Annotated in this window: 11 protein-coding genes; 4 read left to right on the forward strand and 7 right to left on the reverse strand. The window is 65.4% G+C overall.

From position 1 onward, the window contains the following. Positions 1–88: 88 nt before the first annotated feature. The 4 genes from ACVWYS_RS08705 to ACVWYS_RS08720 all read right to left on the reverse strand — a co-directional run bounded on the left by ACVWYS_RS08705 (position 89) and on the right by ACVWYS_RS08720 (position 4,086). A complete protein-coding gene (locus tag ACVWYS_RS08705; protein WP_456509014.1) occupies positions 89–1,813 on the reverse strand; it encodes a DUF222 domain-containing protein in 1,725 nt (574 codons plus the stop codon). A gap of 517 nt (positions 1,814–2,330) precedes the next feature. Beyond that, positions 2,331–2,597 (reverse strand): GlsB/YeaQ/YmgE family stress response membrane protein, encoded by a 267-nt coding sequence (locus tag ACVWYS_RS08710; RefSeq protein ID WP_091256129.1) that lies wholly within the window; start codon positions 2,595–2,597, stop codon positions 2,331–2,333. A gap of 569 nt (positions 2,598–3,166) precedes the next feature. Continuing rightward, positions 3,167–3,559 (reverse strand): hypothetical protein, encoded by a 393-nt coding sequence (locus ACVWYS_RS08715; RefSeq protein ID WP_456509015.1) that lies wholly within the window; start codon positions 3,557–3,559, stop codon positions 3,167–3,169. 188 nt (positions 3,560–3,747) lie between these two features. Further along, positions 3,748–4,086: a hypothetical protein gene (locus tag ACVWYS_RS08720; RefSeq protein ID WP_091256138.1), complete on the reverse strand. Its 339-nt coding sequence runs from the start codon at positions 4,084–4,086 to the stop codon at positions 3,748–3,750. Positions 4,087–4,217: 131 nt separating this feature from the next. Here ACVWYS_RS08720 and ACVWYS_RS08725 point away from each other — a divergent pair, with 131 nt between their 5' ends. The 4 genes from ACVWYS_RS08725 (at position 4,218) to ACVWYS_RS08740 (ending at position 10,431) form a co-directional block, all read left to right on the forward strand. After that, positions 4,218–5,036, forward strand: a complete 819-nt coding sequence (locus ACVWYS_RS08725; protein WP_116765659.1) for a pyruvate, water dikinase regulatory protein — start codon at positions 4,218–4,220, stop codon at positions 5,034–5,036. A 151-nt stretch (positions 5,037–5,187) separates the two neighbouring features. Next, positions 5,188–7,593 carry a phosphoenolpyruvate synthase gene (ppsA, locus tag ACVWYS_RS08730; protein ID WP_344367654.1) on the forward strand — a complete coding sequence of 802 codons (2,406 nt, stop codon included), beginning with the start codon at positions 5,188–5,190 and terminating at the stop codon, positions 7,591–7,593. A gap of 239 nt (positions 7,594–7,832) precedes the next feature. Continuing rightward, positions 7,833–8,135: a DUF4193 domain-containing protein gene (locus tag ACVWYS_RS08735; protein ID WP_116765661.1), complete on the forward strand. Its 303-nt coding sequence runs from the start codon at positions 7,833–7,835 to the stop codon at positions 8,133–8,135. A 1,198-nt stretch (positions 8,136–9,333) separates the two neighbouring features. Next, the gene (locus tag ACVWYS_RS08740) at positions 9,334–10,431 is read left to right on the forward strand and encodes an ATP-binding protein (RefSeq protein ID WP_456509016.1); all 1,098 of its coding nucleotides are present in this window, start codon (positions 9,334–9,336) and stop codon (positions 10,429–10,431) included. A gap of 69 nt (positions 10,432–10,500) precedes the next feature. Here the strand turns inward: ACVWYS_RS08740 and ACVWYS_RS08745 are convergent, their stop codons facing one another. From ACVWYS_RS08745 to ACVWYS_RS08755, 3 genes are all read right to left on the reverse strand, one after another. After that, the gene (locus ACVWYS_RS08745; protein WP_456509589.1) at positions 10,501–12,894 is read right to left on the reverse strand and encodes an ATP-binding cassette domain-containing protein; all 2,394 of its coding nucleotides are present in this window, start codon (positions 12,892–12,894) and stop codon (positions 10,501–10,503) included. A gap of 119 nt (positions 12,895–13,013) precedes the next feature. Then, complete coding sequence (locus ACVWYS_RS08750) at positions 13,014–13,433, reverse strand: VOC family protein (protein ID WP_456509018.1); 420 nt, start codon at positions 13,431–13,433, stop codon at positions 13,014–13,016. Continuing rightward, the gene (locus tag ACVWYS_RS08755; protein WP_456509164.1) at positions 13,430–13,903 is read right to left on the reverse strand and encodes a helix-turn-helix transcriptional regulator; all 474 of its coding nucleotides are present in this window, start codon (positions 13,901–13,903) and stop codon (positions 13,430–13,432) included. The genes ACVWYS_RS08750 and ACVWYS_RS08755 overlap by 4 nt, the downstream gene beginning before the upstream one ends. Positions 13,904–14,006: the final 103 nt, after the last annotated feature.

Consider the following 14,006-nt stretch of genomic DNA (forward strand, 5'->3'; position numbering starts at 1 on the left):
TCATAGTGGTGTCTGGACTAAGCGAAGTTTAGCGGCTCCGTGCCCGCCCGTCACCGGCTGCACGTCAAGCACGGGAGGGCCTTGTCGTTCAGGCGGATTGGTACAGGCCCCATTCCGGGATGGGGTCGTCGAGGGGTGCCGGCCAGCCGGGGTCGTCGGTGTTTGCGGCGGGGAATGGGTGCCCGGCCGTGAAGTGGTGCCAGTCGGGGAAGGGATCCGGAGGCAGTTCCGGCTCGGGATCCGCGGGCACGCCTCGCTCCGCCCGTGGGTCTGTGTCTGTTTTCGTGATCGGGAGGTGGGCGGGCCAGCGGGGCGGTTCCCAGTCCTGATGCTCGCTCGGATAGTAGCGTTTTGAGGGTGAAATCCAGCCCGGCGGGCTCGTTGTGGTGGCCCCGACGGGTGTCCAGGCGGAGGAGTGTTTGAGGCGGTGGTGTTTCGGGCAGGGCTGGCCCAGGTTGGCGATACCGGTGGTGCCCCCGTCGGCCCAGGCCAGGAGGTGGTCCGCCTCGTTGTCCAGGGAATGGTTGTTACAGCCGGGAAACGGACACCTGCCGTCACGGAGCCGGAGCCAGTGCCGCTGCGCCGCCGTCAGACGGTAGCTGCTCCGCCCGATTTCCAGCGGCGCCCCGTCCCGGGGATCGGTCAGGACCCGGTAGAAGGAACCCGCGCCGCCGGCGACGAGGCGGCGGGCCATCGACGGCGGGATCGGACCGTACCCGTCCAGGACGGCCGGTTCGTCCGTGAGGCCCAGCAGCGACAGGACCGGCACGGTGACCAGGACCTGCGCCCGCGGCACCGGAACACCCCCGCCCACACACCCGCCCGTCCCGCCGCCGGCAAGTCCGTTGGTGGTGCCCCCGCCGGCAAGTACGTTGGTGGTGCCGTCGCCTGTTCCGCCGGTGGCGTTGGTGAGGAGCCAGGTCGCGGCGATGTCGGCGCGCAGCTGGGCCAGGGTCCGGGTCTCGGCCGGGCCCTGCAGGGCCCGGGCGGCGGCGGTGGTCCGTTCCCAGATTCCGGCCGCGGTCTCGGCCGGGAGCCGGGCCGAGAGCCAGGCCATGCCGTCCCGGTCCGGGACGAACTCGACCCGCCGGTCCGCGACGCTCACGGTGTGGCGTGCCTCGATGCTCTCCGGATGGTGGCGTTCGCGCCAGGTGCGGGCCTTGGCCCGGAACCGGGACGGCACGAGCTCCCCGGCCGCACAGCCCCGGGCCGCCCCGGGCGCGGCCGGGTCCAGGAAATGCCCCTCCAGCGAGGCCGCCCCGGCAGAATCCAGGCCGCTGGTTTCCTCGACAAGGATCCGGGCGTGCTGCCAGGAAATCGTCCCGGCCCGCAACGCCGCCCAGGTCAGCGGCAGCCCGGTCGTCAACGCCCGGGCCTCGGACAACAGCGCCCCGGCGGTGCGTTCGCTCACGGTCAGGACACACGCCACCTCGGCGACCAGGGCCATCTCCTGGACGGCACGGTCCCGCACGGATCCCGCCGGCGGGGCCAGGAACCTCGCCGCCCGCGCGTAATCGGCGGCCAGCTGAACCTTCAGCGCCGCCGTCCGGGCCTCCAACCGGGCCACCTCGGCCAACCCGTCCAACAACCCATCCGCCAAATCCCGCAACGGATCAGCGTCCCGGAGGGCATCAGCATCCCGCAAGTCATTGGCATCCCGCTGGGCATCGGCGGCGGCCGGATCAGAGCGGTCCGGGCCGCCGGCACCGGACCCGAGCAAGGCAGCCAGCACAGCCACAGACGCCGCAACGGCCTCCGCCGCCGCGTTGGCGTCCGCGCCGCGATCCACACTCGAGGCTGCTCTGCTCTCCACACCCACAGCATCTCAGGACCCTCCGACAAAAATAGCGGCATGGCCTGTCCTCGACGCGGGTGCTGACCCAATAACCAAGAATCGTTTGAGAGCTGGTGTCCGGGCGCTGCGCTTCTCCAACAATCGAGCTGGGCCGGTCCATATCGAACTGCTCGCAATTTCGCCGGCAGTTCGAGGGCCACCAGGCAGGAGAAAAGGAATGTCCCGCCTGGTCGGGTTGGCCAGTGCAGCAAAGAGCAGGTCGGCTGGCGAGGCTTTCGTTCTGACAGGCACAGCACCCTTTTATTTAGGAAAAATCCTACGCGTCAACCGCTGCTGGACGGAAAATCGGATGGAGGCCATGCCGGGACCGGCGCGGCGGGTGCGATTTCCCGGCGGCGGCGCACGCTCACGCGGCATCGGTCCAATAGGAAAGCCTCCGCGCGAGTCAAGGACTCAAGCGCGGAGGCTCCCGACTCTCCAAGCTGGGGGACTGGAGGGTCAACACAATTCTAGCGCCTGGACGGCCTGGCGGCCCCTATGCCCTGCTTCTGCGACCGGCTACTGCGCCGAAGATGAGCAGCACAATGACGGCGCCCAGAATGGAGAGGAGCCAGGTCCGCAGGTCGAAGAAGTTCCCGAGGCCTCCTCCGAAAATCAACGATCCGATCCAGCCGCCGAGGATCGCGCCCACGACGCCCAGCACGAGCGTGACTACCCAGCCGCCTCCCTGCCGGCCGGGAAGCAGTGCCTTGGCGATGGCCCCTGCAATAAGCCCGAGAATGAGAAAAGCGAGAATCCCCATGACTGTACTTCCTTTCCGTGGACTGGCCGTGGAATGCGGCCGTAAGCATGATTCAATCAGCATGCTTAGTAGTTCGCAATACCGGGTGAACGGCGAATGACGAAGTTTTTCGACTCGTCAGTCCGGCTCCGCCCTTCGTGTTCGCCGTTGTTTAGGCGAAAACCTGATTGCGCCACATGGAGGGCCCGCTGGGCCACCTGCTTCATCCGGGCCTTCTACCAGCACAGTCGCGGGCGCCTGTGGTCCACGGGGGAGCGAGGGGAACCCGTGCGAGATTGGCGATTCGATCGGCCGTCGGACGCGTGGCGCAGTTGCCCTGTTCGAGAATAAATCCACTGTCTTCCTGTTTGTAACGACCGCGGCGACACGCGGTCCACAGGCGCTTGGCGTGACGCAGCGCCGCAGTGTTGAGCTTGATTGTCATGCGGGGCCTTCTGAGCCGTATCTTTCCGGGTCCGGGGGTGTACCGGGTCAATGGGTGCTCAATACAGGTGCCCCAGGCGGGAGTCAGCTCTGAACGCGGACGGCGGTGTTCGCCGACCGGGGTAGTCGATGCTCGGGCCGCTGGACTACTTCTGGGTATGTGGGCCGGAATCCTCACCGGGTTTACGGGTGGCATCTACGGTGCCGTCCGCGCCGTAGTCGCCCTCTGAATATCGGCCTATTTCAGATTCTGCCGTGCGGCCGCGAATAGTCCCGGCGTCGCCATAGTCGGCCTCCACATACCGTCCCGATTCCGTGGCTTTGTCGCCCAGGGGCTCGGGCAGGCCGCCCTCGCTGCCGGCCGCGCCGTAATCCCCTTCGGTATATTGGCCTTCCTCGTCCTCCGCGTGGCGGCCGGGTTGCGCGCCGGCTTTGCCATAGTTGCCTTCCACGTAACGGCCCCGCAGGTCTGGCTCTTCGGGCTTCTTCTTCGTTCCCGCTTCATCCGGGGTGTTCTCGAAGCCGCTGTTGTCGGTCATGATCGTGCCTTTCCCGAAGCGAACTTTGCGTCTTCTGCGGCGCAGTTTAAGTTTAGCGAGGGCCGCCTCGGAGTTATAGGGAGCGGTCACCGCGGGGGAGTGGCACTCCACGGCCCTGTGCTGCGGTAGTCGGGCTACGTCGTCAAAGTAAGAAGGCCATTTTCAGCCTGCGTACGCCGGGAAGTGTCCTAGACGGCGTCGGGCCGCTGATCACCCTTGTGGCTCCGCAGGTTCTCCTGCACCTTGCCGAACAAATCCTTGATGGTCGACTCCGTATTAGTGAGCATGTCCGGCTGGACGTAGACCTGTTGGGCGGGAGACAAGCTGTAGTGGGACGGCAGGCCACCCGTGCCGTCCACGCCTTCCAGTGCGATGGTCACGCTGCCTTCCTTGCGCGCAATGGCGCCGATCCGGCCGAAGACCACGGTAAATTCGTCCGGCTGGAAGCTCACGGTCAGCCCGACATGCGCCCGGCTCAGGTCGCTTGCCGCGACGGCCTTCTCGTTCCCGGTTCCTGCATAGCTCATGTCCATCTCCCCGACAGTTGGTGGCATTGGCGACTCGTACGCGAGCAGTCTACGTCTGGACCCAGAGGCCGGAAAGGACCCCGCCGGCTGCCCGATACCGGACCAGGTCCGCTCTGGTGGAGAATGCGTTCATGACCAAAGACGATCTTCGGCCTGTCTACTTCCTTTCGGATAGCACCGGCATCACCGCAGAAACCCTCGGCAACACCCTGCTCACCCAGTTCCCCGCGAATAACTTTGACCGCATCACGGTCCCTTTCATCACGACCGTAGAGCAGGCCAAGACCGTGGTCGGCACGATCGACAGCCTGGCCGTCTCCGGCCTCCAACCGATCGTCTTTTCCACCGCGGTCAGCAGCGACATCCGGCAGGTCCTGGCGACGTGCAACGGGATCATCGTGGACCTGATCGGTACGCATGTCGGACAGCTGGAGCGGGCCCTCGGTTCGCCGGCCAGCGGCGAACCCGGCAGGGCGCATGGCCTGGGCAATGCGGAGCGGTATCAATCCCGGATGGCCGCCGTCGAATACGCCATGGAACACGACGACGGCCAGAGCCTGCGTGCGCTCGAAAAGGCCCAGGTCATCCTGGTGGCCCCGTCACGATGCGGCAAAACGCCCACCACCATGTACCTGGCGCTGCAACACGGCATCTTCGCCGCGAACTTCCCGCTGGTGGATGAAGACTTCCAACGCGAAGGGCTCCCCAAGCCGCTGAGGCCTTTTGTGGAGAAATGTTTCGGTCTCTCCTCCAACCCCCTGCGCCTGAGCCAGATCCGCACGGAACGGCGCCGCGGCTCATCGTACGCTTCGCTGCGGCAGTGCGGGTTCGAGCTGCGCAGCGCCGAGCAGTTATACGTCTCCCATAGGATTCCGTACCTGAATTCAGCCACGGTCTCCGTGGAGGAAATGGCGGCCACCATTCTGCAGCGGATGAACCTCAAGCATTAGGGAAAAGTTTCACAAACCCTGTGTGGCGGACGTCATATGGAAAGAGAGCCTCAGACCTGTCAGTGTGGACAGGACTTGCGCCCATCAACCGGCCATCGCCGCGAGCGGGGCGGTGCACCTGCATGCCATCTTCTGCAAAGGAGCAGTAATTATGACGACAGACATCCTGTGGTTTTCAGAACTCGGACTCAAGGACCTGGACCGGGTGGGCGGAAAGAACGCTTCCCTCGGCGAAATGGTGCAGAACCTGACCTCGGCCGGGGTTCAGGTCCCCGACGGCTTCGCCACGACAGCGGATGCCTACCGCAACTTCCTGGCAGATTCCGGCCTGGACCAGAAGATTGCCGACAGGCTGGTCGGCCTGGACACTGACGATGTGACGGCCCTGGCCTCCGCCGGGCAGGAGATCCGTGCCCTGATGCGCGAGACGCCCTTCCTGCCGGACTTCGAAGCGCAGATCCGGAACGCCTACCAGCAACTGGTGGACAAGCACGGCGGCTCGGAGGACCTGTCCTGGGCAGTCCGTTCCAGCGCCACCGCGGAAGACCTTCCCGATGCCTCCTTCGCCGGGCAGCAGGAAACGTTCCTGAACGTCCGCGGGATCGAGAACATCCTGCTCGCCATCAAGGATGTGTTCGCGTCCCTCTACAACGACCGGGCGATCGCCTACCGCGTGCACCACAAATTCGAGCACGCTGAGGTGGCGCTCTCGGCCGGCATCCAGCGCATGGTGCGCTCCGACGTCGGCGCCTCCGGCGTCATGTTCACTATGGACACGGAGTCCGGGTTCCAGGACGCCGTGTTCGTCACGTCCTCCTACGGTCTCGGCGAGGCCGTCGTTCAAGGCGCGGTCAACCCCGACGAGTTCTACGTCTACAAGCCCGCGCTGCAGGCCGGACGCCCCGCCATCCTCAAACGAGGACTGGGCGAGAAGGCCCTCCAGATGACCTACACCACCAGCCGCGAAATCGGCCGCACCATCGACTTCGTGCCGGTTGAGGCGTCATTGCGGAACCGCTTCAGCCTCAGCGACGCCGACGTCGAACAGCTCGCCCGGCACGCTGTCGCCATCGAAAACCACTACGGCCGCCCGATGGACATCGAATGGGGCAAGGACGGGATCGACGGCGGCCTGTACATCCTGCAGGCCCGCCCGGAGACCGTGCAGTCCCGCCGGGCCTCCGGAAGCCTGAGCCGTTTCCGCCTCAACGGAACCAGCCGGGTGCTGGTCGAGGGCCGTGCCATCGGCCAGCGCATCGGCGCCGGCAGCGTCCGCATCCTCACCGCGATCGACCAGATGGCCGCTTTCAAGACCGGCGATGTCCTCGTCGCCGACATGACCGACCCGGACTGGGAACCGATCATGAAGCGCGCCTCTGCCATCGTGACCAACCGCGGCGGCCGCACGTGCCACGCGGCCATCATCGCCCGGGAACTGGGGATTCCCGCCGTCGTCGGCACCGGGGACGCCACAGAAGCCCTGTCCGACGGCCTCGAAGTGACCGTCTCCTGCGCCGACGGTGAGACCGGTGTTATTTACGAAGGGCTCCTGGACTTCAGCGTCGAGGAAACCGAGATCACCCAGCTGCCCGAGGCTCCCATCAAGGTCATGATGAACGTCGGCACCCCGGAACAGGCGTTCACCTTCGCGCAGCTGCCCAACCACGGAGTGGGACTGGCCCGGCTCGAATTCATCATCAACCGACAGATCGGCATCCACCCGAAGGCGCTGCTTAACCTGGCCGAGCAGCCGGCGGACGTCGCCGCGGAAATCCGCGAGCGGATCGCCGCGTACGACAGCCCGCGCGAGTACTACATCAAGCGCCTGGCCGAAGGCGTGGCCACCATCGCGGCGGCTTTCGCGCCGGAACCCGTGATCGTGCGCATGTCCGACTTCAAGTCCAACGAGTACGCCAACCTGATTGGCGGTCCCGCCTACGAGCCGCACGAAGAGAACCCGATGCTCGGCTTCCGCGGCGCCTCACGGTACCTGGAGCCGTCCTTCCGGGACTGCTTCGACCTCGAGTGCGAGGCCCTGTCCTTTGTCCGCAACGAGATGGGGCTGACCAACGTCAAGCTGATGATCCCGTTCGTGCGGACCCTGGACGAGGCCCGCGGCGTCATTGACCTGCTGGCGGAGAACGGCCTCACGCGCGGTGAGAACGGCCTCGAGGTGATCATGATGTGTGAGATTCCGTCCAACGCGTTGCTCGCCGACGAGTTCCTGGACTACTTCGACGGATTCTCCATCGGTTCCAATGACATGACCCAGCTGGCCCTGGGCCTGGACCGGGATTCCGCGATTGTCTCGGGCGGCTTCGACGAACGCGACCCTGCCGTCAAGAAGCTCCTGAGCATGGCCATCAAGGCCTGCAAGGCGCGCGGCAAATATGTGGGCATCTGCGGCCAGGGTCCCAGTGACCACATGGACTTCGCTGAGTGGCTGGTGGCGGAAGGCATCGATTCCGTCTCCTTGAACCCCGATACCGTGGTGGATACCTGGCTCAGGCTCGCCGGCGGGGCCGTCGAGGCAGGAGTCGGCGCCGAGGCGAACTGACGGCACGACGCCGAGGGAGCGGCAGGCGGCACACCCGCCGGGCAGCACGGTCTATCTATTTCAGACCGTGCTGCTGCGGCCGCACCGACCGCCTGGCGGGACACGCACGACGATGCGCCGTCGGCTCGCGACACATTTCCCGCGGCCGGCCAACCGGTCCTCTCGACTGGGGAACAACGGAGCCGTGATATACGTTGCAGTTCCGTCAGGTAAGAACGTCAGAGAAGAGAATGACCCCAGTGGCAACTGATTACGACGAAGTACGTTCCGACGTCAAGGAATCCCAGGACCGGTCCCTTGAGGCGTTGCAGTCCGCCAACGCACCGGATGCCCGCAGCGTTGCACGTGAGTTGGACGAGGCCGACGCACTGGATGAAGCGATGACTCCGGGCGGCGAGTTTGTCGCCGAGGAGCTGATCGTTCAGGTCATACCCCAGGCGCAGGATGAGTTCACCTGCTATTCCTGCTTCCTGGTCCGTCACCGGTCCCAGCTCGCTCGCGAAAAGGACGGCCACCAATACTGCATTGAGTGCGAGGGATAAGACGGATCACGTCCCGACGCCTGGAAGCAGCCGCAAGGCCGAAATTGGTTAGAGTCTCTACCTCAAGGCCTGCGGGGGACCGGGCCGCTCATGGTGGCGTCGGTAAATGCTGGAGACGGATTGACCGCACTTAGCTTGGCCTATGAATGGTTCGCAGAGGACGTACCGAACAAGACCTGGATCCGCGCCGTTGAGAAATCACAAACCCTTGAATCCCGCAGCGCAACGCACTTTGGGTTTGTCCAGGCCGGGGGAGAGGCCCAGAGCTTCGCCGTAGGGTTGAACCGCCGGTTAAAAGCGGATTCGGACACAAGTGTGTCGCGTTCGGAGGGAAAGAGATCCAGCCCGTCGTTCATGTGCTCCTGACCGCGCTCGAACCAGTCGGCGGCGATTTCTCCCGGCCCGTTGAACACGCTCAGGACACTGCAGGCTTGGGGGAGAACCCCGCGGTGTTCCAGTCAAAGCAGACCTGGACAGGATGCGTTCGGAAAAACACTTCACAGAGCCGTTCCCAGCCGCCGTCCGGGGCCGAACTTAGCCACCCAACACTCCTAGCGCAGAATCAACCGCCGTGAACCCTCCGTCACATTGCAGTTGAGGAATGATCCATGCAACTAATGCAAAATTCATGCCAACCCCCGGGTCAGGAGCACGTCTCACGCAATGCACGGACGGTCACGCTGGTTTTACGCCAACGCTCTAACCCCGATTCCAGTGGGCCCACGAACGCAGTATTCCCGCAGGCCAGAGCAGGGTATTGGGGTCGAGGTGATGCGCGCCGGAAAGGTTTGCGGAGGAGGGGCGATATTGCATCAGGTGCAATAATCACGATTCTACTTTACATAATGTTGATTATCGGCGTTGAGAAATCAGCCGGAAGTGGCTTAGCGGAGCCCGACCCTTTGCGTGTCGGTGCTATCAGAGCTGCGTCTTAGAATTCCGCGCTATAGCTGCATCGCCAAAGTATCGGCGCCTGCCGCGACAATCAGAATCGGCTGGGTTCCGGCGGCTGAGATCGACCTCGGAAACCGGCGAGCGAGCTGGACGTGACGAACAAGCCCGCCCTCGCACCTGGATCCATTCCAGCCAGGTTATGGACGCCCAAACGTCACGTCACGCGATAACTCACAAAACTCACATATGCTCATAGCGTTCAACCAAACTCACAAGACACACAGGAACTCATAGGAGCCCGCCGATGGAAAACCCGTTTCGACCCTCGGCAGGTGCCACACCGCCGGAAATCCTCGGCAGGGCCGGTGTGCTGGATGAGTTCGAGTATGGGCTGCGCCTGGGCTCCGGCGCCCCCGGCCTCCTGACGATCTTCACCGGCGCCCGGGGAATCGGCAAGACCGTGATGATCGGCGCCGCCCACGATGTCGCCCGCGAACACGGCTGGGCCGTGATTTCCGAGACCGCCACCGCAGGTTTCATGGGTCGCATTGGCGAATCCATGCGCCAGCTCGCCGAAGAGCTCGGCACTGGCCCGGTGGTCCGGCGCATCACTGCGGTGGCCGCCGCAGGTTTCAGCATCACTACGCAGCTCCCGCCCGAACGCCAGGTAGCGTGGCGGACCCTGGGCCAGAACCTCCTGACGCTTCTTGACAAGCACGGCACCGGCCTGGTCATCACGGTAGACGAGATTCATGCCGCCGACCGCGGCGAACTGGCCCAGCTGGCCGCCAGTGTCCAGCACTTCACCCAGGACCGTCTCCCCATTGGTTTGGTCTTCGCCGGACTGCCGGCCGCAGTGTCGGACCTGCTCAACGAAGGGGTCGCCACTTTCCTCCGCCGGGCCGACAAGATTGACCTTCACGCTGCCGCCGTGCGGGAAGTGGAAGAGTCGTTCGCCCACACCTTCGCCGAAGCGTCCTTCGAGGTCTCCCCCGCCCTGGTCCGCCGTGCGGCAGAAGCCACGGGAGGGTATCCGTTCCTCATCCAACTGGTCGGATACTTCCTCTGGAGGGAAGCGGAGATCAACCAGGGAACACTCACTCCCGAGTCAGTCGAACGCGGTATCGCGGCGGCACACCGACGCAACGCCCGTACCGTGATCGAAGCCGCGCTCGCCACCGTCTCCCCCAAAGACCTCGACTTCCTGCACGCCATGGCCGAGGACGACGGACCCTCCGTGGCCGGGGACATCGGACGGCGCATCGGAGCCAGGACAAATCTCGTCGCGAACTACCGCTCAAGACTGCTGGCAGCGGGCCTCATTGAAGCCGCCGGCCACGGAAAAGTCGACTTCGCCATCCCCGGCCTGCGCCAACATCTCAGGGCACAAACCAGTGACTAGGCCCTTCGGGGACAGCCCGCGGATGCGGTGCTTGCCGGCTCCGGACAAGCCGGCAAGCCGCCGCCGTGTTCAGGCGCCGACGTAAGCCGCGAGGTGCTGGCCGGTGAGTGTTGAACGTCCGGCGACGAGGTCAGCGGGTGTTCCCTCAAAGACCAGTCTCCCGCCGTCGTGGCCGGCGCCGGGGCCAAGGTCGATGATCCAGTCGGCGTGCGCCATGACCGCCTGGTGATGCTCGATGACGATGACCGATTTGCCCGAATCCACGAGGCGGTCCAAAAGACCAAGCAGCTGCTCGACGTCGGCCAGGTGCAGGCCGGTGGTCGGCTCGTCGAGGACGTAGACGTCGCCCTTTTCGGCCATCTGGGTGGCGAGCTTGAGCCGCTGCCGTTCCCCGCCGGACAGCGTGGTGAGTGGCTGGCCGAGGGTCAGGTAGCCGAGGCCGACGTCGGCGAGCCGGCCCAGGATCTTGTGCGCGGCGGGTGTTTTGGCCTCGCCGTCGTCGAAGAAGTCCAAGGCCTCGGCCACCGACATCGCGAGGACTTCGGCGATGTTCCGGCCGCCCAGCCTGTACTCCAGCACTGACGCCAGGAATCGCTTCCCGTCGCACTCCTCGCAAACGGATTCGACCGTGGCCATGACTCCCAGGTCGGTGTAGATGACGCCGGCGCCGTTGCACGCGGGGCAGGCGCCCTCGGAGTTGGAGCTGAAGAGCGCCGGTTTCACCCCGTTGACCTTCGCGAACGCCTTGCGGATCGGGTCCAGCAGCCCGGTGTACGTCGCCGGGTTGCTCCGCCTTGAGCCGCGGATCGCGCTCTGGTCGACCACCACTACGCCCTCGCGGCCGTCGATTGAGCCGTGGATCAACGAACTCTTCCCGGAGCCTGCGACGCCAGTGACGGCGCAGAGCACCCCGAGCGGAATGTCGACGTCCACATCCTTGAGGTTGTGCATGGACGCGCCGCGGATCTCCAGCGTGCCCGACGACGAACGCACCAAGTCCTTGAGGCTGGCCCGGTCGTCGATGTGACGCCCGGTGATGGTCCCGCTCCCCCGCAGGCCCTCTACCGTGCCCTCGAAGCACACGCTGCCGCCCCCGGTGCCGGCGCCGGGGCCGAGGTCGACGACGTGGTCGGCGATCGCGATCATCTCCGGCTTGTGCTCCACGACGAGCACGGTGTTGCCCTTGTCGCGAAGTTGGAGCAGCAGCCTGTTCATCCGCTCGATGTCATGGGGATGCAGGCCGATCGACGGCTCGTCAAAGACGTAGGTGACGTCGGTCAGCGAGGAGCCAAGATGGCGGATCATCTTGGTCCGCTGTGCCTCTCCCCCGGACAGGGTGCCCGCCGGCCGGTCAAGGGAGAGATAGCCCAGGCCGATCCCCGCGAACGAGTCGAGGATGTGCTGGAGTCCGGCGAGCAGCGGGGCCACGGAGGGTTCGTCAAGGCCGCGGGCCCAGTCGGCGAGGTCGCTGATCTGCATGGCGCAGGCCTCAGCGATGTTCTTCCCCTTGATCTTCGAGGACAACGCCTCCTGGCTGAGCCGGGTGCCGCCGCATGCGGGGCAGGTCGTGAACGTGATCGCCCGTTCCACGAACGCGCGCACGTGCGGCTGCAGCGCGTCGACGTCCTTGGATAGCATCGACTTCTGGATCTTCGGGATCAGCCCCTCGTACGTGAGGTTGATGCCCTCGACCTTGATCTTGGTCGGCTCCTTGTAGAGGAGGTCGTCCAGTTGCTTCTTGGTGAACTTGCTGATCGGCTTGTTCATGTCGAAGAATCCGGAACCGCTGAAAATGCGGCCGTACCAGCCGTCCATGCTGTAACCGGGGATCGTGAGCGCACCTTCACTGAGTGACTTGGTGTCGTCGTACAGCGCCGTGAGGTCGAAGTCGGTCACCGCGCCCATGCCCTCGCAGCGCGGACACATGCCGCCCTGGTACACCACGTCGCGCACCACGTTCCTCTCGACCCTGCCGCCCTTCTCGGTGCTCATCACCCCGCTCGCCTTGCGCGTCGGGACGTTGAAGGAGAACGCGGTTGGCGAACCGACGTGCGGCTGCCCGAGTCGGCTGAAGAGGATCCGGAGCATGGCGTTGGCGTCGGTGGCGGTGCCCACGGTGGAGCGCGGGTTGGCGCCCATCCGTTCCTGGTCGACGATGATCGCCGTCGTCAGGCCTTCCAGGAGGTCGACATCGGGCCGTTGCAGCGTCGGCATGAAGCCCTGCACGAAGGCACTGTAGGTCTCGTTGATCATCCGCTGCGACTCCGCGGCGATCGTGCCGAACACCAGGGAGCTCTTACCCGAGCCGGAGACGCCGGTGAACACCGTCAGGCGGCGCTTCGGGATCTCGATACTGACATCCTTGAGGTTGTTCTCGCGGGCGCCCTGCACACGGATCATGTCGTGGGTATCGGCAATCTGCTGCGCGGGCGCCTCCGTGTCCGTCCCCGTGGCCATGCTCATGGTGTCTCCATCTGTTCTACGGGACCGCCTTCGCGGTCTCTGTCGGCGTCGCTGTGCTCTATCTAACCAGCATCGGGAGGCAGCCACGGTCCTGTTTCATGGGCTGGTCCGCGGAGGGCTCAGCGCGGTTCCTGGATGCGGATCAGGTTGCCCGCGGGATCGCGGAAGGCACAGTCACGAACCCCGTAGGGTTGGTCGGTGGGCTCCTGGACGACCTCGGCGCCTCTGGCCTGCAGCCGCTCGAACGTGCCGTCGACGTCGGTCGTGGCCAGGAGGACCCGTGCGTAGGTGCCCTTGGCCATCATCTCGGCGATGGTGCCGCGCTCGTCGTCGGTGATTCCGGGGTCCGCGGCCGGCGGTTCCAGCACGATTGACGTGCCCGGTTGCCCGGCGGGGCCGACCGTGAGCCAGCGCATCCCGCCGTAGCCGACGTCGTTGCGGACCTCGAAACCGAGGGTGTCGCGGTAGAAGGCCAGCGAGGCGTCCGGATCGGTGTGTGGGAGGAAACTCGAGAGAATGGTGATGTCCATGGCGTTCATGCTAGCTGCGGCTCGTGGGCCCGCGCTTCTCGATTCCTGACCGGTCGGGTGACCTGTTTCGCCACGCAGGACGGCATGCCCGCCGTCGTGCGCGTTGCCTCCCGCCGAAAGACGCTGGGAGGCACCCCGACCAGCTCGGTGAAGCGGCTGCTGAAGGTGCCCAGCGAGGAGCAGCCGACGGCGAAGCAGACCTCAGTGACGCTGAGGTCGCCGCGGCGCAGCAGTGCCATGGCGCGCTCGATCCGGCGCGTCATCAGGTAGCTGTACGGGGACTCACCGTAGGCCAGACGGAACTCGCGGCTGAGGTGTCCGGCGGACATGTGCACGCCGCGGGCAAGGGCCTCGACGTTTAGTGGCTGCGCGTACTCCCTGTCCATCCGGTCGCGGACGCGGCGCAGCCGCGCGAGATCGCGGAGGCGTTGCTCGTCTCGTGGCTGTGGATCACTTTGCTGCGGATCCGGGGCGGGCATGCTGGTCACATCTGTGATCGTGCTACGCTCCGCCGGACTTGTCCAGCGCCGCCGGCGCCCCCGAATCTCCGTCCCATGCATTGTCTTTGACGCCGGGCTCACT

This window comes from Arthrobacter sp. TE12231, assembly GCF_054062895.1.

Excerpts from the sequence above, each read along its gene's own strand:
- ACVWYS_RS08710 (WP_091256129.1), bottom strand. The coding sequence starts at position 2,597 with ATGGGGATTCTCGCTTTTCTCATTCTCGGGCTTATTGCAGGGGCCATC.
- ACVWYS_RS08715 (WP_456509015.1), bottom strand. The coding sequence starts at position 3,559 with ATGACCGACAACAGCGGCTTCGAGAACACCCCGGATGAAGCGGGAACG.
- ACVWYS_RS08720 (WP_091256138.1), bottom strand. The coding sequence starts at position 4,086 with ATGAGCTATGCAGGAACCGGGAACGAGAAGGCCGTCGCGGCAAGCGAC.
- ACVWYS_RS08725 (WP_116765659.1), top strand. The coding sequence starts at position 4,218 with ATGACCAAAGACGATCTTCGGCCTGTCTACTTCCTTTCGGATAGCACC.
- ppsA (WP_344367654.1), top strand. The coding sequence starts at position 5,188 with ATGACGACAGACATCCTGTGGTTTTCAGAACTCGGACTCAAGGACCTG.
- ACVWYS_RS08740 (WP_456509016.1), top strand. The coding sequence starts at position 9,334 with ATGGAAAACCCGTTTCGACCCTCGGCAGGTGCCACACCGCCGGAAATC.
- ACVWYS_RS08745 (WP_456509589.1), bottom strand. The coding sequence starts at position 12,894 with ATGAGCATGGCCACGGGGACGGACACGGAGGCGCCCGCGCAGCAGATT.
- ACVWYS_RS08750 (WP_456509018.1), bottom strand. The coding sequence starts at position 13,433 with ATGAACGCCATGGACATCACCATTCTCTCGAGTTTCCTCCCACACACC.
- ACVWYS_RS08755 (WP_456509164.1), bottom strand. The coding sequence starts at position 13,903 with ATGCCCGCCCCGGATCCGCAGCAAAGTGATCCACAGCCACGAGACGAG.